The organism is Streptomyces sp. AP-93, from assembly GCF_022808175.1.
GTDB lineage: Bacteria > Actinomycetota > Actinomycetes > Streptomycetales > Streptomycetaceae > Streptomyces.
Genome location: NZ_JALGBX010000010.1, coordinates 171,539 through 195,153, shown reverse-complemented (window position 1 = coordinate 195,153; position 23,615 = coordinate 171,539). Strand labels below are relative to the sequence as shown.

Sequence of the window (23,615 nt, the reverse complement as noted above, 5' to 3'; positions counted from 1 at the left end):
GCCGAACAGGAGCCGTCCCCGTGTCCTCCCCCACCCCGGCTCCCGCCGCCCCGCGACCCGTTCGCGTGCTGCTGGTGGAGGACGACGAGCTGATGCGCCGCTCGTTCACCGTCTCCCTGGAGCGCTACGGCTACACGGTGCGGGCCGCCGCCGACGGACTCACCGGCCTCGAATCCTTCCGCGACGAGGAATTCGACCTGCTGATCCTCGACGTGATGCTGCCCGGTCTCGACGGGATCGGCCTGTGCCGCAAGGTCCGGGAGACCAGCCTGGTCCCGGTCCTGATGATGTCGGCGCGCGGCGACGGGCTGGACATTGTCGCCGGTCTGGAAGCCGGGGCCGACGACTACGTGGTCAAGCCCGTGGACACCAACGTGCTCGTGGCCCGCATCCGCTCGCTGCTGCGCCGCGCCACCTACGCCCCCGCCCCGGCGGGCGGGCAGCCCGGGCAGCCCGGGCAGGTCACGGAGCAGGAGCCGGGACCGTCGGAGGGGGAGCTGCTCGCCTTCGGCGACCTGACCCTCCACACCGGCGGCCTGGACGTGGCCGTCGGCGGAACCCCGGTCGCGCTCACCCCGACCGAGCTGAAGCTGCTGCTGGAGTTCGCCGCGCACCCGGGCATCGTGCTGGAGCGGCACACCCTGCTGCGCAACGTCTGGGACTACGGCTGGGACGGCGACAGCCGGGTCGTGGACCTGTGCGTGCAACGGCTGCGCGGCAAGCTCGGCCGGGACCGGATCGAAACGGTCCGCGGCTTCGGCTACAAGCTCAAGCGCTGAGACCGGTGACCGCCTTCGAGACGCCGCGGCCGGGCCGCGTCCCCCTGCGCTGGAAGATCGCCGCACTGGCCGCGGGCACGGCCTGCCTGGTCGCGGCGGTGGTGGGCGTACTCGTACACCTCTGGACCGCATCGGACATCCGCTCCCGGGCCGAGATGCGGGCCTTCAACACCGTGCACTCGGCCATGGACACCTACCGGCGCACCGGAACCCTGATCGAGGGCGCCGAGCTCGACCCGCCCGGTCTGCCCTCCGCGCTGCGCGACCCGGACGACGGAGACCGGCACACGGCGTACGACGGGCACGTCGACGGGAACAGCGGCCCGACCGTCTGGGCCGCGCAGCGCGTCGGCGGCCCTGGCAGTCAGGTGCTGGCCTACCGCGTCAACACGAACCCCGAGCTCTACGGGCTGCGCCGGCTCGACGCCACCATGGCGGTGGCCTCGCTGATCTCCCTCGCCGCGGCCATCCCCCTGGCGGTCTACGGAGCCGGGCTGCTCGCCCGCCGGCTGAGCCGGGTCTCCGAGACCGCGAGCCGGATCTCCGCCGGGGACCTGGACGCCCGTACCGGACCCACCAAGGGCCGCGACGAGGTGGACGACATCGCCGCCACCGTCGACCTCATGGCCGACACCCTCGGCCGGAAACTGCGCGACGAGCGCCGGTTCACCGCCGACGTGGCCCACGAACTGCGCACCCCCGTCGGCGGATTGCTGGCCGCCGCGGACCTGCTGGCGCCCGGGGAGACGGAGGACCTGCTCCGGGCCCGGGTACGTGATCTGCGCGGGCTGGTCGAGGACCTCCTGGAGATCTCCCGGCTCGACGCCGGGGCCGAACTGCCGGTCCACGCCCGGGTCCCGCTCGGCGCGGTCGCTCCGAGGCCGTGACGCGCACCGGCCTGCCCACCGAGGTCGAGGTCGCCGAGCAGGCCGGGAGCGCGGAGACCGACCCGCGCCGCCTCGAACGGATCGTCGCCAACCTCGTCGTCAACGCCCACCGGCACGGGGACACCCCGGTCCGCGTCACCGTCGAGGGCCGCACGGTCGTCGTACGCGACCACGGCCCCGGCTTCCCCGCCGACCTGCTGCTGGCAGGCCCCCGCCGCTTCCACACGGGCCGGGCGGAGCGCGGCGCGGGCCACGGCCTGGGCCTGACCATCGCCCTGGGCCAGGCCCGGGTGCTCGGCGCCGAACTCCGCTTCGCGAACGCCCCGGACGGCGGCGCGGTCGCCACGCTACGCCTGCCAACCTGACCGCCGCCCGGCCCACCCGCCCTTCCCCCCCGTTCCCCGGGCTCTGGATTTTGCCGCTGCGCGGCAAAATCCAGCCCCGCCGGCGTTTGAGGCGCGGGGTCTGGGGCGGAGCCCCAGGGGGGCCGGGGCGCAGCCCCGGGGAACGGGCGAAGGGCGGGTAGGGGACCTCGCCCGCCCCGGGCAGCGGCAGCCCGCCCGCTACCGGACCGATACACACCGGAGCGGCCCCCGATGCCCGGCGGCCCGGGCCCCGATACGTCCCCCGGACACCCTTCGAAATGCAGCTTCCCGCGCCCGAAGAGGAGTCCCCGTGACCGCCGCCCCCCTTGCCCCGCACCCGCACCCGCACCCGAACCCGCACCCACTCCACGCGCCGACCGGCATCGCCGCCGAAACCACCGGCCTCTCGAAGGACTACGGCAGCGGCGACACCCGCGTCGTCGCCCTGGACGGCGTCAGCGTCTCCTTCCGCGAGGGCGAGTTCACCGCGATCATGGGGCCCTCCGGCTGCGGCAAGTCCACCCTGATGCACTGCGCCGCCGGGCTCGACTCCTTCGGCTCCGGCTCCGTCCGTATCGGCACCACCGAGCTGGGCTCCCTGAACGACGAGCAGCTCACCCGGCTGCGCCGCGACCGGATCGGCTTCATCTTCCAGGCGTTCAACCTGCTGCCGACGCTGACCGCCCTGGAGAACATCACCCTGCCGCTGACCATCGCCGGCCGGAAGCCCGACCGGCAGTGGCTGGACCACGTGGTGTCGATGACCGGCCTCGCCGATCGCCTCGGCCACCGTCCCGGGCAGCTCTCCGGCGGGCAGCAGCAGCGGGTGGCGGTGGCCCGGGCCCTGGTCTCCCGGCCCGCGATCATCTTCGGCGACGAGCCCACCGGGAACCTGGACTCCCGCGCCGGGGCCGAAGTCCTCGGCTTCCTGCGCGACTCGGTGCGCGGGCTGGGCCAGACCGTGGTCATGGTCACCCACGACCCCGTCGCCGCCGCCTACGCCGACCGCGTGGTCTTCCTCTCCGACGGCCGGCTGGTCGACGAGATGACCCGGCCCACCGCGGACCGGGTCCTGGACCGGATGAAGGCATTCGACGCCCGCTCGCGCACGAGCTGACCCCACCGCTCGCGCACCCGCGCACCCGCGCACCCGCACACCCCCGCACCCGCCCGCCCGCCCGCACCGACCCAGCCGCCCGCCCGTTCTCCCGGGCCCGCTTCCCAGGATCCGCATCCCATGTTCCGTACCGCCCTGCGCAACGTGCTCGCGCACAAGGCCCGCCTGTTGATGACCGTCTTCGCGGTCATGCTCGGGGTCACCTTCGTCACCGGCAGCCTCGTCTACGGGGACAGCCTGAAGCAGGCCGCCGTCGACCGGGCGAGCGCCGGCTACGACCGCATCTCCCTCAACGTCGCGCCCGACACCGTCCCCGGAGCCCCGCCGGCCACCCTCGACGCCCGCACCTCGGCCGCCCTGGCCGCGGTCCCCGGCGTGTCCACCGCAGCGGGCCGGGTCGACGGCTTCGCCGCCGTCGCCGACCACGAGGGCCGGCTGCTCGGCAACGGCACCTTCCGCAAGGGCGGCAACTTCGCCCCCGGCAAGGACGGATCGGACCCCGCGTACCGCTTCACCGCGGGCTCCGGCCCGGCCGGTGACCACGCGGTCGCCCTCGACGAGGCCAGCGCCGCCCAGGGCGGCTACCGGGTCGGCGACACCGTGCGCGTCGGCACGGGCACGGGCGCGGCCTCGTACACGCTTCAAGGCGTCTTCCGCCCCGACGCCTCCAAGCTCTCCCCGGGAGGCAGCCTCGTCCTGTTCGCCGACGCCACCGCCCAGCGGCTGTTCCTCCAGCCCGGCCACTACACCAACATCGAGATCACCGCCGCCCCCGGCACCGACGTCACCCAGCTCCTCCAGCGCGTGGACCAGGTCCTGCCCAAGGACAGCAGCGCCGTCACCGGCGCCCAACTCGCGCGACTCCAGGCGAACATGGCCTCCTCCGACAGCGACACCATGAGCCAGATCATGCTGGGGTTCGCGGCGGTCTCCCTGTTCGTGGCCACCTTCCTCATCTCGAACACCTTCACCATGCTGGTGTCCCGGCGCACCAGGGAACTGGCCCTGATGCGGGCCGTCGGCGCCTCCCGCAAGCAGGTGCGCCGGATCCTGCTCACCGAGTCCGTCCTCGTCGGGCTGATCGCCTCGGTGGCCGGCATCCTGGCCGGCACCGGGGTCGCCGCCCTGCTCCAGGCCTTCTTCTCCCCCGCCGACGGCCCGGCCGCCCCGCTGGTCCTGCTCCCCGCCACCGTGTTCACCGCGCTGCTCGTCGGCACCGCCCTGCCCGTGATCGCCGCGTGGGTGCCGGTCCGCCGGGCCATGGCCATCCCGCCCGTCGCCGCGCTCGGCGCCGCCGAGCCCGCGGCGCCCGCACGGGCCGGCTCCCTGCGCACCGGCTTCGGCGCCGCGCTCGCCCTCACCGGCACCGCGGCCGTGCTGTACGGGGCGGTCCTCGCCACCGGCCGGGACGCCCGGACCGTCATCGGCCTCGGCGCCGCCCTCACCCTGACCGGGGTGATCACCCTCATCCCGCTCCTGTCGCGGCCCTCCACCGCGCTGCTCCGGCCGCTGCTGGTCCGCGTGAGCCCGGTGCAGGGCGACCTCGCCGCCCGCAACACCGTGCGCGATCCCCGTCGTACGGGGGCCACGGCCGCCGCGCTCGCCATCGCCCTCACCCTCGCCTCGGGCCTGTCCGTCCTCGGGGCCTCCGCCACCCGGTACCTCGACGGCGCGACCACCCGCGACCTCACCGCCGACTACCTGGTCAAGGCCGCCCCGGGCGGCCAGCGGATGACCCCCGCCACCGCGCAGCTCCTCAAGGCCGAGCTCCTCAACAACATGCCGGACGCCTCCTCCAGCCCGCTCGACCAGTCCACCGAGTACCGGATCGGCGGCGTCTCCTCCGTCCTGACCGGCGTCGACCCGGCCACCATCGGCCGCCTCCTGCGCTACGAGGTCACCGAGGGCTCCCTCGACAGCCTCGGCGAGGGCCGGATCGCCGTGGCCGGCTTCAAGGCCAGGGAGAACGGCTGGAAGGTCGGCCAGACCCTGCCGCTGGAACGCCACGGCAAGCAGGGCGAGGTCACCATCGGCGCCGTCTACCAGGCGGACCGGCAGAGCAACCTGCTGCCCAGCATCACGGCGCCCGACTCCCTGGTCGCCCGCTACGACCGGACTCCGCACACCGACGCGATCGTCGTGGCCACCGGCGGCGGACCCGGCCGGGCCGCCCTCGCCGGCATCACCAAGGCGCTCGGCGACAACCCCGCCCTGTCCGTCCTGGACAGGGAAGCCATCCGCACCGAGGACACCAGCGGCATCGGCGACCAGGTGAACGTCTTCTACGCCCTGCTCGGCATGGCGCTGGTGATCGCCGCCCTGGGCATCGCCAACACCCTCGCGATGTCCGTGCTCGAACGCCGCAAGGAGATCGGCACGCTCCGCGCCCTCGGCCTGGACCGCGCCGGAGTGACCCGGATGATCCGCATGGAGGCCCTGCTCGTCGGCGCCCTCGGCGCGGCCGTCGGCACGGTCATGGGCGTGTTCACCGGCTGGGCGCTCGGCCGCACCCTCCAGGAGAGCGTCGTGGGTTACGCCCTGGTCATCCCCTGGGGACGGCTCGCCCTCGGGGTGCTGCTCGCCCTGGCCGGCGCCCTCCTCGCCTCCCTCTGGCCGGCCCGCCGGGCGGCCCGCGTCGACATCCCCGCGGCGACCGCGGCGCACTGACCGGCCACGGCGCAGAAGTGGACACCGCCCCCGCATGACCCGGATGGGTCAGCGCGGGGGCGGGGCGCGCAAGGCGCGCACAGGATGAGGACATGCCCACACACGCCCTCCGGGTCGCCGCTGCCGGCGCCGCTGCCGCCGCGTTGCTCGCCACCAGTGCCTGTTCCGACGGCGGAGGCGAGAAGAAGAGGGGCAAGGACGGCGCCGCGCAGGACATCAAAAAACCCGAGTGGGGGGAGTGCGAGGCCCCCACCCCCGCCGAGGGCGGCGGGCAGGTCCCCGGCAAGGACTGGCAGTGCGCCGTCCTCGACGTGCCCCTCGACTACGCCGAGCCCGAAGGGGAGACGATCCCGCTGGCGTTGATCAGGGCCAAGGCTCGGTCCGCCGACAAGGCAGACAAGCGGATCGGCTCGCTCGTCTTCAACTTCGGCGGTCCCGGCGGCTCCGGCATCACCAGCCTGCCCGGCGCGGCGAAGGAGTACGCGGCCCTGCGCGAGCGCTACGACCTGGTCAGCTTCGACCCGCGCGGAGTGGGCCGCAGCGCGCCCGTGCTGTGCGAGGACGACAAGCAGCTGGACGCGTACTACGCCTCCGACTCCAGCCCTTCGACGCCGGAGGAGGAGAAGCAGTTCCTCGCCACCTCCAAGAAGTACAAGGACGCCTGCGAGACGAAGTCCGGCAAGGTGCTGCCCCACGTCGGCACCGAGAACGCGGCCCGCGACCTGGACCGGCTCCGCCAGGCCCTCGGCGACGAGAAGCTGTACTACTTCGGCATCTCCTACGGCACCGAGCTCGGCGGGGTCTACGCGCACCTCTTCCCCAAGAACGTCGGCCGGGCCGTCTTCGACGCCGTGGTCGACCCGACCAAGAACTCCGAGCAGGGCGCCCTCGGCCAGGCCAAGGGCTTCCAGCTCGCGCTTGGCAACTTCGCCCAGGACTGCGTGAACCGCGGCGACTCCTGCGTCCTGCAGGGCAGCACCGCCAAGGAGATCGAGGCGAACATCATCAAGCTCCAGAAGCAGCTGGCCGCCAAGCCCATCCCCGGCTCCGGCGACCGGCTGCTCACGGAGGACGCCGCGACCAACGGCATCGCCTTCGCCCTGTACTCCAAGGAGGCCTGGCCGCTGCTGGAACAGGGCCTGGACGAGGCCGAGGGCGGCCAGGGGCAACTGCTGCTCGCCATGTCCGACGCCCTCAACGGCCGGGACCCGAAGGGCACTTACAGCAACATCGGATCGGCCAACACCGCCATCAACTGCGCCGACTCCAAGGACCGCTACACCCTCGCGCAGACCAAGGCGAAGCTGCCCGAGTTCCGCGCCGCCTCGCCCGTCTTCGGGGACTTCCTCGGCTGGGCCATGATGGGCTGCACCGACTGGCCCGTCGCGGGCGTCTGGAACACCCCGGACGTCTCCGCCCCCGGCTCGGCGCCCATCCTGGTGATCGGCAACACCGGCGACCCGGCGACCCCGTACGAGGGCGCCCGCAAGATGGCGGAGCGGCTCGGCCCCGGCGTCGGTGTGGAGCTCACCTTCAAGGGCGAGGGGCACGGCGCCTACAACAGCGGCGACCCCTGCGTGCAGCAGGCCGTCAACTCCTACCTGCTCGACGGGAAGGTGCCCGGCGCGGGCACGGTCTGCACGGCGTCGAAGTCCCCGGCGCCGACCTCGCCCGTCTAGCTAGCTGGCGGTGCGTGAGGCTGGTGCGCCACGCGATGGCTGCGAGGGACCCGGTTATCCAGCAGGAGCACCCAGGGCCGCCCGCACCCCGGCCCGGGTCTGAGGGCAGCGACGCCGGCGACCAGGACGAGGAACGCTTGACGGTGAGTCCGGTCCACTGGAGCAGGGACCTTGGGCGCAGGCTGATGACGTTGGCCTTCGACGCGGACAGAGATTGCAGACGTGCCGGACGGCAACCTTGAGCTGCGCCAATCCTCAACAGGGAGTCACCGATTTGGTGCACAGCGTGTCGATAGTCGGCTCAACCGTAACGGGGGGTGTGACAGTGGTGCGGGCTGCTCAGACGCGCAGGTTCCGGGGGAAGAGCAAGGCCCCGACGTGGAAGAAGCCCGATGACGGGCAGGTGTCGGTGATGGTGCTGCCGCTGGCCGTCACCGACCTCGGCGACCTGGCCCGGTTGGAGAAGTTGTTCGGCTCCATGTGGTCGATCAAGCGGGCCGTCCAGCGCGATGCCCGCGCCAAGGTCGATGCCTACTGGGCCGCGTTCCACGAGCGGGACCGCGACGGGGCGAAGGCCGTACGGCAGCGCCTCGGCCTCAACCGCGAGGCCCTGGAGCGGTGCGCGTACAAGCATCTCGAAACCTCGGGGCACTTGAAGCACCACGCCTCGAAGGCCCTGGCCATGCACATGGCCGACGAGGTATGGAACGGCGTCCAGCGGCACCTGTTCGCCGACACCACCGGCAAGCGGCACGGCCGTCCGAAGACGGGCCGCTGGAACGACTTCACCCGCATCCCCGGCCGTGCCCGCTCGCACACCGCCGACCGCAAGTGGGAGACCTTTCGCCTCGTCGGCACCCTCCAGGGCCACACGATTGGCCACGCCGACGGCGGTCGGCACACCCTTCAGCAGCCCCGCCGGATGCCCGTGTCGGCTGCGCCGTCCGGAGTCGTGCCCACCGGCAAGACCACGGCGTCGGGAAAGCCGGGCAAGCGGAAGGCCACGTGGTGGGACCACGCGGGCCCGCTCGCCGTGGTGTTCGCGGGCGGCCCCGACGGGAGCCGGGGTGACCTCGTACTCCCAGTGCGGGTGCCGCAGCAGCCCGGCCAGTGGGCGCGTGCCGAATACTTCCTGTCGAATCCCGGCCGCTGACACAAGGTCGATCTCGTACGCCGCCGCAAGGCGTCTGCGCCGGGCGGCTGGGTATACGAAGCCCACCTGATGATCCTCGGCCCCGGCTACACCGCCCCCAGCGTGCGGGCCATGCGCGAGCAGGCCGCCGCCCTGGACCGGATCGGCGGGGTGGACGGCAACGTCTCCAACGTCTCGATCGTCTCGTTCCCCGCCAGCCTGGGCCTCGCCGACGGCGCCCCGGCCTCCACGGAGATCACCCTCAGCCCCGAGGAACAGGCACTGCTGGAGCGCGAGGCGAAGAAGCGGCGCGGCCGGGCGCGGGCGCTGGAGCGCTCCCGCCGGGCAACGAACACCGCACAGTACGGGCTGTCCAAGAAGCAGACCCGACGGGCAGGGCAGCGGGCCGCCAAGGGCCTGGAGCCCAAGGCCGTCGTCGTTCCCGGTGGTGCCCGCGCTGCCCGCGTCGACGGGGTGCCCAAGCAGGCGTTCCGTCGTGACCGGCTGTCGGTGAACTACCGGGAGCAGCGCGCCCGCCAGGCCGAGCACACTGCCTCGATGGCAGAGCACCGCCGCCACCGCGCCCGCACGGTCGCCCGGCAGATCATCGCCGCCCACGGCCCCGTGCTCGTGGTCGAGGACTGCGACATCCGCACCTGGTACCGGCTGTGGGCAAGCGCCTGTCCCAGACCACACCCGGCCTGCTCATCGCCGCACTTGAACGTGAGTGCCAGGCTACGGACGGGCGACTCGTACGGGCCTCCACCTGGTCCACCGCCCTGTCCCAGCACTGCCTGTGCGGAGAGAGGGTCAACAAGTCACTGCGGGACCGGGAACACAAGTGCATCGCGTGCGGCCTGGTCGGCAAGCGTGACTTGGTGTCCGCCGCCCTGGCCGCATTCGTCCGCTTCGCCGACGTGGAGGACCCGAAGTCCGCATGCCTGGACACCACCGCGTCCCGGCACGCACAGATCATCTTCTCCGAAGGGCTGGAAGAAGCCCTGCGGGAGTCACCCACACCGTGCCAGACCACCCCTCGGGGTGCTGGTCGCGTGGCAGTCCCACGGCAACGCCGTGGAACCTCTGCTCCCCGAACCGCCGGACGGCGAGACCGAGTAACCCCAGATGAGACACGCCTTGTGCGTGACCACGCTGGAGCACCCGGCCCCCGCCCCGGCTGCGACCCGCAGCTCACCCTCTGGTGAATTGCGGATCAAGTCTTAGTAGACCGGCTTCTCGGGCTCGATCTGGTGGACCCAGCCGATGACGCCGCCGCCGACGTGGACCGCGTCCGCGAAGCCCGCGGACTTCAGGACCGCGAGGACTTCCGCACTGCGGACACCCGTCTTGCAGTGCAAGACGATGCGCTTGTCCTGCGGCAGGTCCGCGAGGGCGGTGCCCATCAGGAACTCGCCCTTGGGGATCAGCTTCGCGCCGGGGATCGAGACGATCTCGTACTCGTTGATCTCACGGACGTCGATGATCTCGATCGGCTCGTCGCCGTCGATCCACTCCTTGAGCTGCTTGGGAGTGATCGTCGAGCCGAGCGCGGCCTCCTGGGCCTCCTCCGACACGACGCCGCAGAAGGCCTCGTAGTCGATGAGCTCGGTGACGGTCGCGTTCGGACCGCAGACCGCGCAGTCGGGGTCCTTGCGGACCTTGACCTGGCGGTACTGCATCTCCAGGGCGTCGTAGATCATCAGACGGCCGACCAGCGACTCGCCGACGCCCGTGAGGACCTTGATGGCCTCGGTGACCTGGATGGACCCGATGGACGCGCAGAGCACGCCCAGCACGCCGCCCTCGGCGCAGCTCGGGACCATGCCCGGCGGGGGCGGCTCCGGGTAGAGGCAGCGGTAGCACGGGCCGTGCTCGGACCAGAAGACCGAGGCCTGGCCGTCGAAGCGGTAGATCGAGCCCCACACGTACGGCTTGTTCAGCAGCACGCAGGCGTCGTTCACGAGGTAGCGCGTGGCGAAGTTGTCCGTGCCGTCGACGATGAGGTCGTACTGGCTGAAGATCTCCATCACGTTGTCGGCTTCGAGCCGCTCTTCGTGCAGGACCACGTTCACGTACGGGTTGATGCCCAGCACGCTGTCGCGGGCCGACTCGGCCTTGGAACGGCCGATGTCCGCCTGGCTGTGGATGATCTGGCGCTGGAGGTTCGACTCGTCGACCTCGTCGAACTCCACGATGCCCAGCGTGCCGACGCCGGCCGCGGCCAGGTACATGAGGGCGGGCGAGCCGAGGCCGCCCGCGCCCACGGCCAGCACCTTGGCGTTCTTCAGGCGCTTCTGGCCGTCCATCCCCACGTCGGGGATGATCAGGTGGCGGGAGTACCGACGGACCTCGTCAACGGTGAGCTCAGCAGCTGGCTCTACCAGGGGTGGCAGCGACACGGGGACTCCGTAGATGATTAAGTCTTAACGGTGGTTCTTCCCGTAACACTGCCACGCCCTCCTTCATTCCGAGACACCCGGTCCGATCCGCGAGACGATTTCGTCCCAGTACCCGGGCATCGACGCCCACGGGTCCCGGCCCGCGGCCCCGCGCCGGTCGGTGAACCAGATGGTCCCCGCGCCCTGCCAGCGGGCGATCCGGAGCGCTTCCTCCAGGTGCGTGCGCGGTACTCCGTGCACGAGGTGGCAGAACGTCTCCGGCGGGTGGTCCGCCGTCCACTCCGCCACCTGCGACCACCGGTAGTCGGCCCAGGTCCCGGAGAAGGTGACCAGCTGGTCCGCGGTTTCCGTGTACCCCTCATAGGGGTGGGTGCCGTGTCCGAGGACGATCCGCAGGCCCTCGCCGAGCCCCCGCAGGGTGTCCGCGACCCGGCGCACGGAGGCCAGTTCCGCCTTCCCGGCCGGGGCGCCCGCGAGGTAGAAGCCGTCGGCTCCGTACCAGTCGCGGAAGCGGTGGGCGTCGGAGACGAGCTCCCCGAACGACCGCTCCCCGTCTCGCATCGCGAGATGCCCGAGGACCGCGCCGCCCGCCCTACGGAGCTTCGCGGCCGCCTCCGTGCAGTGCGGGTCGGGCCGGCCGCCCGGCCCGTCCGTGACGTTGAGGACGGCCCAGTGCAGCGGCGTGCCGGGCCGGGTCAGCTCGGCCCACTCCACCGGGGCCAGGAGCGGATGCGCGTACCCCGGGACCCCCAATCCGAGCCGGCCCGCCTCGGTGGCCGCCTGGCCGGCGGCCGGCGGGGTGGTCAGATGCGGCACGCCGCCTCCATCCAGATGTCCGCGAGGGACTCCTCCAGGTTGATCCGCGGCCGCCAGCCGAGCCGGTCGCGGGCGGTACGGACATCCGCCTGCTGCCAGGCTCCGCAGCCGTCCGGGTAGGGGTACGGCGGCTGGGCCGTCGCGGCGGCGAGCTGCTCGGCCGTGGCCTCGGAGCGCGGGGAGCCGATGGCGGCGAGCCCGGCGGGCCGCCCGGGGTGCCCGTGCGCCTGCGGGTGCTGGGCGTGCTGTCCGTGCTGCGGTACGTCGATCTCGTGCAGCGAGCCTCCGTACCCGGCGACCCGCGCCAGCACGGCGGCCGCGTCGCGCAGCCGGACCGCCCGGCCGGTGCCGATGTTCACGACGCCCTGGGCGGCCGACAGCGAGGCGGCGTGCACCGCCCGCGCCACGTCCCGTACGTCGACGAAGTCGCGCTGCACGCCGAGTCCGCTGAGCTTGAGCTCGCCGTCCCCGGACTGCATCGCGCGCCGCATGGCCTCGGCGAGCCGGCCGAGGGGGGATCCGGCGGGGGTGCCGGGGCCGACGGGCGAGAAGACCCGCAGGACGACGGCGTCCAGCCCGGAGCCCAGTACGAGCTCGGTGGCGGCGAGTTTGCTGACTCCGTACGGCCCTCCCGGTCTGGGCACGGCGTCCTCGGCCGTGGACGACCCGGGCTGGCTGGGCCCGTACTCGGCGGCGCAGCCGAGCTGGACGAGCCGGGCGCCGCAGCCGCTGCGGCGCAGCGATTCGCAGATGGTGGCGACGGCCACGGTGTTGTGCCGGGTGAGCTCGCGGGCGCCGCCCCGGGTGGCGCCGGCGCAGTTGATGACGACGCCCGGGTGGACGGCGTCGAGGAACCGGGTGAGCGCGCCGGGGCTGCCGGTGGCGAGGTCGAAGCGGACGTCGGCGTCGTCTCCGCGGCCGAGCGCGGTGAGCTGGACCGCGGGGTCGGCGAGCAGCCGGTCCGCGACGTAGCGCCCGAGGTATCCGTTGGCTCCGATCAGCAGCACCCTCATCGCGCGGCCCCTTGGTTGGTTGGCTGGCCGGTCATCGTGATCCCTTCGTGGAAACCCCCTGCTTTGGCTGGGGGAGGAAACAGAGCTCCTGCGGAGCCGGAATACGGCTGGGACTCGCCGCCGGGGCGAATCACAGTGCTCTGGCGGTCAGGCGGCATCGGTGGTCTTTCGTTCGGGCCTTGTGCTGTAGGCGTAGCCGTCTGCCCGCTGGAGGAGGCGGAAGTGTTTGTGCCGGACGCCTTGGACGGTGCCCTGAGCGGTGGTGATGTTGAAGCTGCCGGTGGATCGGACAGCGATGCGTCCGGTGTGGGTGCCCGCGTTCTTGCCTGTGGGAACGACTGCGCGGGCGAGGTCGCCGGTGGCGTAGCCGAAGAACTGTTTGCGCCGGGGCATCCGTAGTCGGGGGAAGCCGTGCTTGTCCGGCCGGGTGCGGGTGTGGGTGCCGCGCCCTGCGCATCCGGTGACCAGGACCGTGGCAACGGTCTCGGTGACGGTGTCGAGCTCGCCGACTGCGAGGGCGTCCAGGCTGTGGGTTTTCGCCAGCCCGGTCCGCTGCCGGTTCCACTTGGTGCGCCCACCACTGGCGGTGTGGGTGGGGAACAGGGCGTCGAGGGCCCGCTGTAGTGCCCCCCTGGTGGAGTTGACGGCTGCCGCGTCCCGGAGGGGGGATTTGGCCCGCTTGAGGATGTCGGCGGCCCGCCGGGGCGCGAACTCCTCCACCGGCCGGTTCGACTTGGCCTCGTTGCAGGGGATGCAGGCCAGGAGCAGGTTGGAGACCCGATCCGATCCACCCTTTGACCGGGGGTGGACGTGATCGATGTTGAGCGGCACGCCGGTGATACCGCAGTAGATGCAGGCCCGGCCGAACTTGGCCAGCAGGTACTCGCGCACCTCCATGCCGTGGAGGGTGCCGTGCTGGTACTCCGCGCCTTCCAGTGGTTTCCCGGCGCTGATTGCGTGTGTGTCGAACGCGACCCGTTCCACATGCACGCTGCGGACAGCAGCCCAGCGGGCCAGCCGGTTCGTCCACGACAGGGTGGTGACCACGCGATGACGGAGAGACGGGGCGAGCCAGCCCTTCGGCTTCGTGCGGTTGAGGAAACGCGGGGCGCGGTGACGCAGGTTCCGGGTACGGCGGCCCCGCCGGTAGGCGGCGCGCTGCTCCATCTTCTTGCGGATGGTCGCGCCCCGGTGATCAAGCTGGATGCTGTACCGGCCCCGGCGTTCCCCCGCCTCGGCGGTGAACACAGCGATACCAGTGCACTTGCTGCCGGGGTCGATACCCAGCTCTACCCCGTCGATCTCGCTTTCGGCGACGGTGCGGTCCTTCAACCGGATGACGAAGGGTGTGTGCCGGTGGACAACAGCACGTCCCTTCTTGAGCAGCTTCCGTGCCCGCGCTGGGTTGGTGGGCTGCAACGGCCTCTGGTGCTTGTCGAGTACAAAAACATGAGGGTGCCGCTCACGCGGCTCCTCCCCAGCCCCGGAGGACTGGAGGGTGACGCCTCTGCCGCCGGATGAAGCTGCAGAGGTCTCCTCTCGCACATGTTCCGCACCCGGTGCCTTACGGCCTTCGAGCCCCGTTTCGTCCCCGATCCGGGGGGTGTCTGCTGACTCGAATTCGAGAGCGAGCTGCTGAGGAAGCACAGCGCGGTCGGTCTTCTGTCGTGAGCGGAACGTAGCCAACTGGTTCACCTCCAATATGGGTGTTGGCTGGTGCTGGTAACGGCGGCCGTCAGCCCATCGGACTGAAAGCCCCCTCCTTCAGGAGAGGGATCCCGTTACGTCCTTGTTCTCCTTGTTGGATGGGTGGATCGGGGTGGGGGGGGTACGGCGCTTCGGTGTCTGCTTCCGAAGGAATCAAGGCCGCTGCGCGTGCGCGGAGGCCCGCGACAGCGCGAGGACGGCGGGTACGAGGACTCCCGCGGCGGCGGCGAACGGCGCCGCCGGGACCGGGAGCAGGGCGAGTACGAGGGCCAGGGCCGCCGCGAGGGCTCCGCGAGGGGCTCCGTGGCCGAGCAGCAGCCGGGTCAGGAAGAGCAGCACCGCAAGCGGTACGGCCACGGCCAGGGTGGTCCCGGCCAGTGCGGCCGCCCCCGCGGCGGCCCCGGCGTACAGCGCGAGCGTCCCCAGGAGCAGCGGTCTCACCCCGTCGGCGAAGTCCTCCAGGGCCCGGCTCCCGGCGAGGCGGCGCCGGGCGCGGGCGGCGAAGACCGCGCCGGCCAGGTGCGCGGGGGCGACGGCCGCGGCCAGGGCGATCCCGAGCGGGGTGCCGTGGCGGTGGACGGCCCAGCCGAGGGCGGCGGCGGCCAGCAGGTACACGGCGGCGGGGAAGCGGCCCCCGGCGGCCCGCCCCGGCCGGCCGAGCCCGGCGACGGTGACGAGCACCGCGAGGGCTCCGGCCCAGGGCACTGCGGCGGCGGCCGCGCCGAGGGCGATGGCCCCGGGCAGCAGGGCGTAGCCGAAGCCCCGTACCGCCTTGGCGTGGACCGGGATCCCGGCCGGCGGGGCGGGCGGGGTCCCGTCGCGGGGGGTCCGGGCGTAGAGCTCCTCCGCGAGGGAGAAGACGTCCCGGTGGCGGAACCGGGCGGCGGTGCGGTCGGTGATGCCGTGCGCCTCCAGCCCGGCGGCGATCTCTAGGGGGTCCACGGCGTGCTCGCAGAGCTCCCGGTGGCGGTGGAGCAGCGCCTTGACGGGGTCCCCGCGGTGCGGGGGCCTGCGGCTCGGGGGCGGGTCGAGGGGGACGGCTTCGTCCAGGGGCACGGTCATGCGGAGGCCTCCGCACTCGCGGCACCCGCGGCCCGGGCGGCGGGCACCATGACGCGGCCCGCGCCCGTGCCGGAGCCGGCGTCGGGCCCCGCCGCACCGGGCCCGGCGGGGCCGGTGTCCGGGTCACTGCCCGGGCCGGCGGAGGGATCGGCCGGGTCGGGCGCCGGATCGTCGCAGGGGGCGGCCGGGGGGCGGGGCTCGGGGTAGGGGGTGGCCCAGGTGGGGGTGGCCCAGTGGCCCGGGACCCGGGCTTCGGGCGGCTGCTCGAAGGGCACCCCGGTGCCGTCGGGGCGGGCCGGGCCGCGGGCGAGCAGCCGCAGGTAGGACTCCTGGAAGGCGGCGACGTTCTGCTCGACGGTGAAGAGTTCGAGGGCCCGCGCCCGGGCGGCGGAGCCGAGCCGCTGGGCCCGCTCGGGGTCCCGCAGCAGCGTGACGCAGGCCTCGGCGAGCGCGCGCGGGTTGCGCGGCGGCACCACGAGCCCGGTTCCGCCGATCACCTCGACGACGGCGCCGACGTCGGTGGACACGGTGGCGCGGCCGCAGAACATCGCCTCGGCCAGGGTGATGGGGAAGCCCTCGATGACGGAGGAGAGCACCACCACCCGCCCGGAGCCGTACGCGTCGGCCGGGGACGGCGCGTCGGGTCCGCCGATCTCCTCGAAGGTGACCGGGTTCTCGCCGACCGCGTGCGCGTCGGCGGCCTCGTCGGGGAAGAGCTGCGCGGCGAGCGAGCGGCAGTCGGCCAGGTAGCCGTGCCCGACCGCGTGGCCGTCCGCGTGGCCGTCCGCCCCGGCGGCCGTCGCGAAGATCCGCAGCCGCGCGCGCGGTTCGGCCCGGCGCACCTCGGCGAAGGCGTGCAGCAGGGCGATCAGGTCCTTGGCGGGGTCGACCCGGCCGACCCAGACCAGCGTGTGCGGGTCCCCGCACTCCGGGTCCTCGCCGACCGCGGCGAATCGGTCCGCCTCCATCCCGGGGTAGACCGTGCGCAGCCGCTCGCGGGAGGCCCCGCAGCGTTCCTGCCAGCGCCGGGCGTGCGCGTTGCCGGGGGTGAGCAGGTCGGCCTGGGAGTAGATCTCGCCGGCCAGCCGGGTGTGGAACGCCGCGAGCAGGGCCCGTACGGCCGGCCGCTCGTCCCGCGCGGAGTGCGCGGAGTGGGCGAGGTAGTGGGCCCGGAGCTGGACCCCGTACTCGGTGACCAGGAGCGGCACTCCGAAGAAGCGTTTGGCCAGGAGCCCGGGCAGCGCCGCGACGCCGCCCGCGGCGGCGTGGCAGACGTCGACCTCGCTGAGCTCCTCGTACCAGTCCAGGGACAACGGCCGCAGCATCCGCTCCAGTTCGTCCACGAACTCCAGCAGGTCCGCGACCTGCGCCCGCTGCACTTCCCTGCTCGACTCCGGGGCGCGGCAGGCGGACTCCACCGCCCGTACGGCCGTCTCGGAGCGCAGTGCCGCGTACAGCCCGCCCTGCTCCGAGGCGAGAGCGGCCAGCCCGTACAGCCCGTCCGCGAACCGCGCGGGGTCGGCTCCGCAGATCCCGCGGACCAGTTCCGTGAAGGCGGCGGCGAAGCGTCGGCGCTCGCGGCGCCGGTAGCTGCGCCCGTCGTCGGCCGGCGCCCACAGCGGGGCGGTCCGCACCCGGGTGACGTGGGAGGGCAGCGGCACCCGGCCGCGCTCCTCCTGCTCGGCGCTGCGGCTCAGGGCGTAGAGCTCGAACTCGTGCTGGGGAAGCCCGCGCACGAGCCGGTCGCACCACAGCCTCGCTTCCCCCGTCGCATACGGATAACCACCTTCCGTGAGCAGTCCGATCCGCACGAGTGGCACCCCCGATCTCCCGTTTCAGGCGGTCTCCGTCGGTCCGGCGACCCGCCGGATACGAACTCAAGCGGATATGCCGAAGGCGCGACGGACGGTTGTCCGTCGCGCCACCGGAAGGGGTGAAGAGTCGTAACTTTCCCGTACGGTTCGCGTTCGAGCACGCTAAGAACTACGAGTGGCGGCCTACGAGGCCCCCGCGAGCACTCCCCCGGACCGGCGCCGGCCGAGCCGGCGGGCGGTGGCCGGGGCGGGGTCGCCGGGGACCGGGTGGAAGAGGGCGCAGAGCGATGACCGGCCATCGGACGGCCTGTCAACGCGATTGGTCAATTCCCCGGATACGCCCAGGGGTTGGGCTTGCACTTGATATTGTTGATGTCCAGGGACTTCGTCTGCTGCTGCATGATCGGGGCGAGCGCGCCCGGTGTCTGGCAGCTCACGTGGCCGTGGCCGAGCCGGTGGCCGACCTCGTGGTTGATCAGCATCTGGCGGTAGGCGAACATCTGGTCCGCACCGTACGTCGCCGAGCCCTGCGACCACCGGTACGCGTTGATCATCACGCGGTCGGTCGACGCGGAGTCGCAGGAGACGTTGTCGATGGTGGTGTCGAGTCCGGACTTCTTGCACCAGACGCCGGTGGTACCGGGGCTCGCGAGCGTGATCACGAACGCGGCCTCGCCGCCCGGCACCCGCTCGAAGGTCTTCGTACCGCCGTGGCCCCAGCTCCGGTCGTCGTTCAGCGTGCGGTGCACGGCCTCGGCGAACAGCTGCGCATCCAGGCCGAGTCCCTGCTCCACGTCGACGCGGTAGCGGACCACCTGCCCCTTGCCGGGCGCCTTCGCCACACCGGGCACGGTGTCGAAGGCGCCGGAGCCCTTCAGCTTCTCGTCGATCGGGAACTGCAGCGCCATCTTCTGGTCGTACGTGAGCTCCGGCGCGGCCTTGATCGCCGCGGTGGCGTCCGGGGTGGGCCGGCCGTCGGAGCGGGAGGCGGCGGCGTCGCCCTGGGTGGCGTGCCTGTTCCCCTCGTCGGCGGCGCGGACGTTGTTCTTGGCGCTGTCGTTCTCGGAGGCCGCCTGGCCCGCGACGACGACGGCGAGCACGACGGTCACGGCAGCGGCGGCCATACCGGCGTACGTACGGCCCTTGACGCCGCGCCCGGCCGCGGGCAGCGCCTCCGCCGTCTCCTCGACGGGGGTGACGACCGGGGTACGCGGCGCGGGAATCCGGCGGTGCGACCCGCTGGTGGTGAAGGCGTCCTCGGCGAAGCGGTCGCCGACTGCGGGGACGGCGCGGTGGGGGCCCGTCGCGGTGAAGGCGTCCCCGTGGACCGGGATCCTGCGGTGCGAGCCCGTCGCGGTCATCGGCGAGTCGAGGGTGACCTGCGGGAAGCCGACCGCGGGGGTACCGAAGGCCGGAGTGTCGTAGACCGGGGTGTCGTAAGCCGAAGTGTCGTAGACCGGAGTGTCGTAGACCGGAGTGTCGTAAGCGGGGGCGCCGTGGACCGGGGCAGGCGCGCCCGCGCCGCCGGGCGCCGGACGGGTGCGCGGGGCCCCGCGCCAGTCCCCGTAGGCCGCGCCGGTACCTGCGGCCGCGCCCCAGGCTCCGCCGGGCTCGTGCTGTTCGGGATGGCCGCCGCGCGCTCCGGACACCGGCTCGTGGCGCGGCGCGGCCGCGTACCCGCGCGGGGCGGCGGCCGGCTCGGCCCACCCGGCCGGAGCCGGAGCCGGAGCCGGAGCAGCAGCCCGTACACCGGCCCGTTCGGCCGGCTGCGGATGGCCTGAGCCGGGGCCGGGAGCTTTGACGGGCTCCTTGCGACTATGTCGTCCCACGTCTCAGCCCTTGCCGTCCTCGTCGGTGTTCATGATGTGCACGGTCTTCACGGTATTCGCGGTGTTCACGGTGTTCACGGTGTCCCCGTCCCCGTCCCCGGTGGCGTCCAGCAGCTCCCGGAAGGCGGCCGCGACCACCTCGGGGTACTCCATCATCGCCACGTGTCCCGCCTCGGGCAGGGACAGCAGCCGCGAACCCCGGAAGGCCGCGGCGGCCTTGCGCGCCATACGGTACGAGACGAGCTGGTCCCGGCCACCGTAGACCAGCAGGGTCGGCGCGAGCACCCGCTGCGCCTGGCGCCACAGTCCGTGCTGCCCGCCGAGGGTGTAAGCGTCGACGATGCCGCGCGAGGAACGGGTCAGCGCGTCCCAGAAGTACGGCAGCGCGAGCCGCCGTTCCATTTCCTCGACGGCCGCCTCGAACACCTCGGGCTTCACCCGGGAGGGGTCTCCGTACAGGAGGTCCGTCAGCCCCCGGGTGCGCCGCTCGGCGCTCAGGCCGCGGGTGAGCCGGTCGAGCACCCCGGCCATGCCGGGTACGGCGAGCAGCGCGGTCGGCACGGCCGACTTCTGCACGCGCAGTTCGGGCAGGGCCGGGGAGACCAGCGTCAGCGTGCGCACGAGGTCGGGCCGGACGGCCGCGACCCGGGTGGAAACGGCCCCGCCGAGGGAGTTCCCGAATAGGTGCACCGGTCCGCGCCCGGCGGCGTCGAGGTGGCGGATCACGGCGCGCGCGAGCCCGGTGACGGAGTAGTCCCGGTCGGCGGGCGGCGGGGACCAGCCGAAACCGGGCAGGTCCACGGCCTCGCCGTCGACGGAATCGGCCAGCCGCCCCATGAGCGCGGACCAGTTCTGCGAGGAACCGCCGAGCCCGTGGACGAAGAGCGCGGGCGGCAAACCGGCCCGGACGGGCGGGCGTACCCGTACGTTCATTTCCAGCCCGGGCAGCCGGTCGGTGCGCAGCTGCTCCCCTTCGGCCACTCGCACGGCTCCCACCTGGGAAGACGGCGCGGCGGTGGACCGTACACCCGGCAGCTCGGTCGAAGACATGGGGCAATGTTACGAGACGATCACGCGGGTCCTCTTGTGTTCGCCGTCACAGATGCATGCGGAACCGCCTAGCGGGGTATGCGGGATCCTCCTAGGCTCGTAGGTGGAAAGGGGTGCTCCATGACTGTCGACCCTGCGGAACCGGACACCTTCCAGTCAGAGCTGCGGGAAACCCTCGATGTGGAAGCCCCCGAGGCGGACGCGGCGGAGCAGAACGCGGAGTTGAATCCGAGCGAGGACGATCCGCTGACCCCCGTGGGCCAGCGCGAAGCCTCCGACGGGGACGCCGCCGAGCAGACCCGGGTGGTGGCCCTGGACGAGGACGATTACCGCTGAGCAAGCGCTGACCAGCATCTCCGGCGGGTAACCGGCGGTCCGTACCGCGAGAAAACTCGGCTTGAACCCACCAGATTCGGTTACCGAAAAGTACGATGGCCGCGCGACGCAAGGCGCATTGTGTTCTAAAGAAAGTGGGAGGCGGCGTGACAGCCATCGAGCAGACCGAGGCAGCGCGTCCGCGGGGCACGCGACTTCCGCGCCGGGCCCGGCGCAACCAGCTCCTGGGCGCCGCCCAGGAGGTCTTCGTCGCGCAGGGTTACCACGCAGCGGCCATGGACGACATCGCGGAGCGTGCCGGAGTCAGCAAGCCGGTGCTCTACCAGCACTTCCCCGGCAAGCTCGACCTCTACCTGGCGCTCCTGGACCAGCACTGCGAGGCCCTGCTGCTCGCCGTGCGCACCGCGCTCGCGTCGACGAACGACAACAAGATGCGCGTCGCCGCGACCATGGACGCCTACTTCGCGTACGTCGAGGACGAGGGCGGCGCCTTCCGGCTGGTCTTCGAGTCGGACCTGACGAACGAGCCGGCGGTGCGCGAGCGCGTCGACCGCGTCTCGCTGCAGTGCGCCGAGGCCATCTCGGACGTCATCGCCGAGGACACCGGCCTGTCGAAGGACGAGTCGATGCTGCTGGCCGTGGGCCTGGGCGGGGTCTCACAGGTCGTGGCCCGGTACTGGCTGTCGAGCGAGAGCCCGGTCGCGCGTGACACCGCGGTGGGCCTGCTGACCTCCCTCGCCTGGCGCGGAATCGCCGGCTTCCCGCTGCACCCGACGGACGTCTGAGCAGCGCCGGCCCGGCTTTCCGGGCCGGCCCCGGCGGTCCCCGCCGGTCTGACCGGCGGCTGTTCGCTGCGAGCGTTTTCGCCGCGCGGCGGACACGTCCCCTCTCCGGGCTAATGTGGACCGGGTAACGGCGCGGCTGATCGCGCGAACCGGACCGTCGGAGGGACAAGGCCGTGGAGGTCAAGATCGGCGTGCAGCACGCACCCCGGGAGATCGTGCTCGAGAGCGACCTGAGTGCCGAGGAGCTGGAGAGCATCGTCACCGCCGCCCTGTCCGGCTCGGCGCCGCTGCTGAGCCTCACGGACATCAAGGGCCGCAAGGTCCTCGTGCCGTCCGAGCGCCTGTCGTACGTCGACCTGGGCGAGCCCAGCGCGCGCAAGGTCGGCTTCGGCGCTCTCTGAGCCGAACGCTCCAGAAGTACCGAGAACGGCCCGGCGGACGACCCGCCGGGCCGTTTCCGTTTCCTCCGCTTCGGGTAGGACCGCTGTAAGAGCACGCTCCCGGTACGCCCCGGTACGTCCGCCGTTCGAGAGGAACCCCCATGCTGCTGATCGAGGCGCTCGGCTCCGCTCTCCTGGGCCTCGCCCTGGCCGGGGCAGCCGTCCGTGCACTCGGCTCGCGGCTGCCCTCTCCGCGGGCGGTGCTGCTGAGCGGAGTGGCCGGCGCGCTCTTCGGCGCCTATCTCACGCACACCGCGCTGGGCCCCGGGCACAACAACCTGTTCGCGACCCTCATCGGCGGTGCGCTGGTCTCGGCGGTGGTCCTGTCCCTGCTGCTGCGGCCCGCCGGCCGGACTGCGAGGCCGTCCCACCGGACTCCGTTTTCGGTTCCGACGCGGGGCTAGACGGCCCCACTGACGGGCAGCCCCACTGACCGGCAGCTTCACTGACCGGCAGCCTCACCGGCCTACGGCATCGGCCCCCGCGCGGAGCTTCCGCGCGGGGGCCGTCGTACGCCTCGGGGCCGGGACTACGCCGCCAGGCCAAGGGCCGCCATGCGCTTGGTGTGCGCCTTGGTGATCCGGGTGAACATCTCGCCGACGGCCGCCAGGTCGAAGCCGGCCGCCATCCCGTCCACCCCGCCGACCAGCATGGTGGAGAGCGCGTCGCGCTCGGCGACCACGCGCTGCGCCTGCGACAGGGCCTCGCCCATCAGCCGGCGGGCCCACAGCGCGAGCCGGCCGCCGCAGCGCGGGTCGGCCTCGATGGCGGCGCGCACCTTCTCGACGGCGAAGCCGCCGTGGCCCGTGTCGTCGAGCACGCTCACGACGAGCCCGCGGGTGTCCGTGTCGAGGTGGGTGGCCACCTCGCGGTAGAAGTCGCTGGCGATGGAGTCGCCGACGTAGGCCTTGACCAGGCCTTCCAGCCAGTCGGACGGGGCGGTCTGGCGGTGGAAGTCGTCGACGCCCTTCGCGAAGGGCTCCATCGCGGCGGTGGCGTCCTCGTCGATCGCGGTGAGCCGGTCGCGCAGGCGCTCGAAGTGGTGGAACTCGGCGGAGGCCATCTTCGCGAGCTCGGCCTTGTCGCCGAGGGTGGGCGCGAGCTTCGCGTCCTCCGCAAGGCGTTCGAAGGCCGCGAGTTCGCCGTACGCGAGCGCCCCGAGCAGATCCACCACGGCGGCCCGGTACTGCGGCGAGGCGGAGGCCGTGGCCCAGTCCTGGGCGGCGATGCCGGCTGCCTCGGAGGGGGCGCTTTCGTCGGCGGGCGATGCGTTTTCAACGGTCGACATGCTCCGCACAATAGCTCGCCGAAAGGCACCATGAACCACCTGCTCAGTCCACGTAAACGCGCCTACCTGGTGAATTCACCCGACACAGCTGCGAGATTCCGGGGTACAGTGGTAATGCGCCTGCCGAACACTCGGCGGGCCATCCGAATGAGGATGCCCGGTCGGTGGCCCGATCGGCTCCACCCGACCGCCCTCGGCGTGATGCGTACGTTCATACGTACCGCCTCCCACGAGGGGCCCCCTCAGCGGCATAAAGCGCCTGAGCGATGGCTCGTGGTCCCGCGCAGCTTCGTACGTACGCAGTAGTACTGCAAGCCCGGCACGGTACGACCCCCTTCGCCGCCTCGCGCCGCGTCTCACAGAAGAGGCAGCACCCTGACTACGTTCCGAGACCTCGGGATCTTTCCCGAGACGGCCGAAGCCCTTGAGGCCGTCGGCATTGTGTCCCCC

General features: G+C 72.6%; 21 protein-coding genes. 12 read left to right on the top strand and 9 right to left on the bottom strand.

Annotated elements, in window-relative coordinates; genetic code table 11:
• Positions 1-92: 92 nt before the first annotated feature.
• From MTF69_RS18735 to MTF69_RS18705, 8 genes are all read left to right on the top strand, one after another.
• Complete coding sequence (locus MTF69_RS18735; protein ID WP_243336151.1) at positions 93-779, top strand: response regulator transcription factor; 687 nt, start codon at positions 93-95, stop codon at positions 777-779.
• Between the two features lie 5 nt (positions 780-784).
• Entirely contained in the window at positions 785-1,666 is an 882-nt protein-coding gene (locus tag MTF69_RS43435) for a histidine kinase dimerization/phospho-acceptor domain-containing protein (RefSeq protein ID WP_308401427.1), read from the top strand.
• Positions 1,663-2,031: an ATP-binding protein gene (locus tag MTF69_RS43430; protein ID WP_308401426.1), complete on the top strand. Its 369-nt coding sequence runs from the start codon at positions 1,663-1,665 to the stop codon at positions 2,029-2,031. The genes MTF69_RS43435 and MTF69_RS43430 overlap by 4 nt, the downstream gene beginning before the upstream one ends.
• Positions 2,032-2,413: 382 nt before the next feature.
• Positions 2,414-3,148, top strand: coding sequence for an ABC transporter ATP-binding protein (locus MTF69_RS18725; protein WP_243336150.1), 735 nt, complete (start codon positions 2,414-2,416; stop codon positions 3,146-3,148).
• Positions 3,149-3,268: 120 nt separating this feature from the next.
• Positions 3,269-5,815, top strand: coding sequence for an ABC transporter permease (locus tag MTF69_RS18720; RefSeq protein WP_243336020.1), 2,547 nt, complete (start codon positions 3,269-3,271; stop codon positions 5,813-5,815).
• A gap of 92 nt (positions 5,816-5,907) precedes the next feature.
• Positions 5,908-7,494 carry an alpha/beta hydrolase gene (locus MTF69_RS18715; RefSeq protein WP_243336018.1) on the top strand — a complete coding sequence of 529 codons (1,587 nt, stop codon included), beginning with the start codon at positions 5,908-5,910 and terminating at the stop codon, positions 7,492-7,494.
• Positions 7,495-7,822: 328 nt separating this feature from the next.
• Entirely contained in the window at positions 7,823-8,647 is an 825-nt protein-coding gene (locus MTF69_RS18710) for a hypothetical protein (protein WP_243336015.1), read from the top strand.
• 69 nt (positions 8,648-8,716) lie between these two features.
• The gene (locus MTF69_RS18705) at positions 8,717-9,745 is read left to right on the top strand and encodes a hypothetical protein (protein ID WP_243335997.1); all 1,029 of its coding nucleotides are present in this window, start codon (positions 8,717-8,719) and stop codon (positions 9,743-9,745) included.
• Between the two features lie 101 nt (positions 9,746-9,846).
• On the opposite strand, the gene moeZ is transcribed toward MTF69_RS18705, so the two are convergent.
• From moeZ to MTF69_RS18665, 8 genes are all read right to left on the bottom strand, one after another.
• Positions 9,847-11,025, bottom strand: coding sequence for an adenylyltransferase/sulfurtransferase MoeZ (gene moeZ / locus MTF69_RS18700; protein WP_243335991.1), 1,179 nt, complete (start codon positions 11,023-11,025; stop codon positions 9,847-9,849).
• 63 nt (positions 11,026-11,088) lie between these two features.
• Positions 11,089-11,841, bottom strand: a complete 753-nt coding sequence (locus MTF69_RS18695) for a spherulation-specific family 4 protein (protein ID WP_243335989.1) — start codon at positions 11,839-11,841, stop codon at positions 11,089-11,091.
• Complete coding sequence (locus MTF69_RS18690) at positions 11,829-12,854, bottom strand: NAD-dependent epimerase/dehydratase (RefSeq protein ID WP_243335987.1); 1,026 nt, start codon at positions 12,852-12,854, stop codon at positions 11,829-11,831. Before MTF69_RS18690 ends, MTF69_RS18695 begins: the two co-directional genes overlap by 13 nt.
• A 147-nt stretch (positions 12,855-13,001) precedes the next feature.
• Entirely contained in the window at positions 13,002-14,399 is a 1,398-nt protein-coding gene (gene iscB / locus MTF69_RS18685) for an RNA-guided endonuclease IscB (RefSeq protein ID WP_308401425.1), read from the bottom strand.
• A 315-nt stretch (positions 14,400-14,714) separates the two neighbouring features.
• Positions 14,715-15,623 carry a hypothetical protein gene (locus tag MTF69_RS18680; RefSeq protein WP_243335983.1) on the bottom strand — a complete coding sequence of 303 codons (909 nt, stop codon included), beginning with the start codon at positions 15,621-15,623 and terminating at the stop codon, positions 14,715-14,717.
• On the bottom strand, positions 15,620-17,434 hold the full coding sequence (locus MTF69_RS18675) for a DUF3492 domain-containing protein (protein WP_243336149.1): 1,815 nt from the start codon (positions 17,432-17,434) through the stop codon (positions 15,620-15,622). Before MTF69_RS18675 ends, MTF69_RS18680 begins: the two co-directional genes overlap by 4 nt.
• 326 nt (positions 17,435-17,760) lie before the next feature.
• Positions 17,761-19,266: a DUF3152 domain-containing protein gene (locus tag MTF69_RS43425; protein ID WP_243335982.1), complete on the bottom strand. Its 1,506-nt coding sequence runs from the start codon at positions 19,264-19,266 to the stop codon at positions 17,761-17,763.
• Positions 19,267-19,269: 3 nt separating this feature from the next.
• Entirely contained in the window at positions 19,270-20,316 is a 1,047-nt protein-coding gene (locus MTF69_RS18665; protein ID WP_243335980.1) for an alpha/beta fold hydrolase, read from the bottom strand.
• Positions 20,317-20,436: 120 nt separating this feature from the next.
• Here MTF69_RS18665 and MTF69_RS18660 point away from each other — a divergent pair, with 120 nt between their 5' ends.
• The 4 genes from MTF69_RS18660 to MTF69_RS18645 all read left to right on the top strand — a co-directional run bounded on the left by MTF69_RS18660 (position 20,437) and on the right by MTF69_RS18645 (position 22,281).
• A complete protein-coding gene (locus MTF69_RS18660) occupies positions 20,437-20,652 on the top strand; it encodes a hypothetical protein (RefSeq protein WP_243335979.1) in 216 nt (71 codons plus the stop codon).
• Positions 20,653-20,798: 146 nt separating this feature from the next.
• Positions 20,799-21,437 carry a TetR/AcrR family transcriptional regulator gene (locus MTF69_RS18655; RefSeq protein ID WP_214949215.1) on the top strand — a complete coding sequence of 213 codons (639 nt, stop codon included), beginning with the start codon at positions 20,799-20,801 and terminating at the stop codon, positions 21,435-21,437.
• A 173-nt stretch (positions 21,438-21,610) separates the two neighbouring features.
• Positions 21,611-21,838, top strand: a complete 228-nt coding sequence (locus MTF69_RS18650; protein WP_243335978.1) for a DUF3107 domain-containing protein — start codon at positions 21,611-21,613, stop codon at positions 21,836-21,838.
• Between the two features lie 140 nt (positions 21,839-21,978).
• Positions 21,979-22,281 carry a hypothetical protein gene (locus MTF69_RS18645; protein ID WP_243335976.1) on the top strand — a complete coding sequence of 101 codons (303 nt, stop codon included), beginning with the start codon at positions 21,979-21,981 and terminating at the stop codon, positions 22,279-22,281.
• A gap of 125 nt (positions 22,282-22,406) precedes the next feature.
• Here MTF69_RS18645 and MTF69_RS18640 read toward each other — a convergent pair whose 3' ends face one another.
• A complete protein-coding gene (locus MTF69_RS18640) occupies positions 22,407-23,165 on the bottom strand; it encodes a ferritin-like fold-containing protein (RefSeq protein ID WP_243335974.1) in 759 nt (252 codons plus the stop codon).
• Positions 23,166-23,615 lie beyond the last annotated feature (450 nt).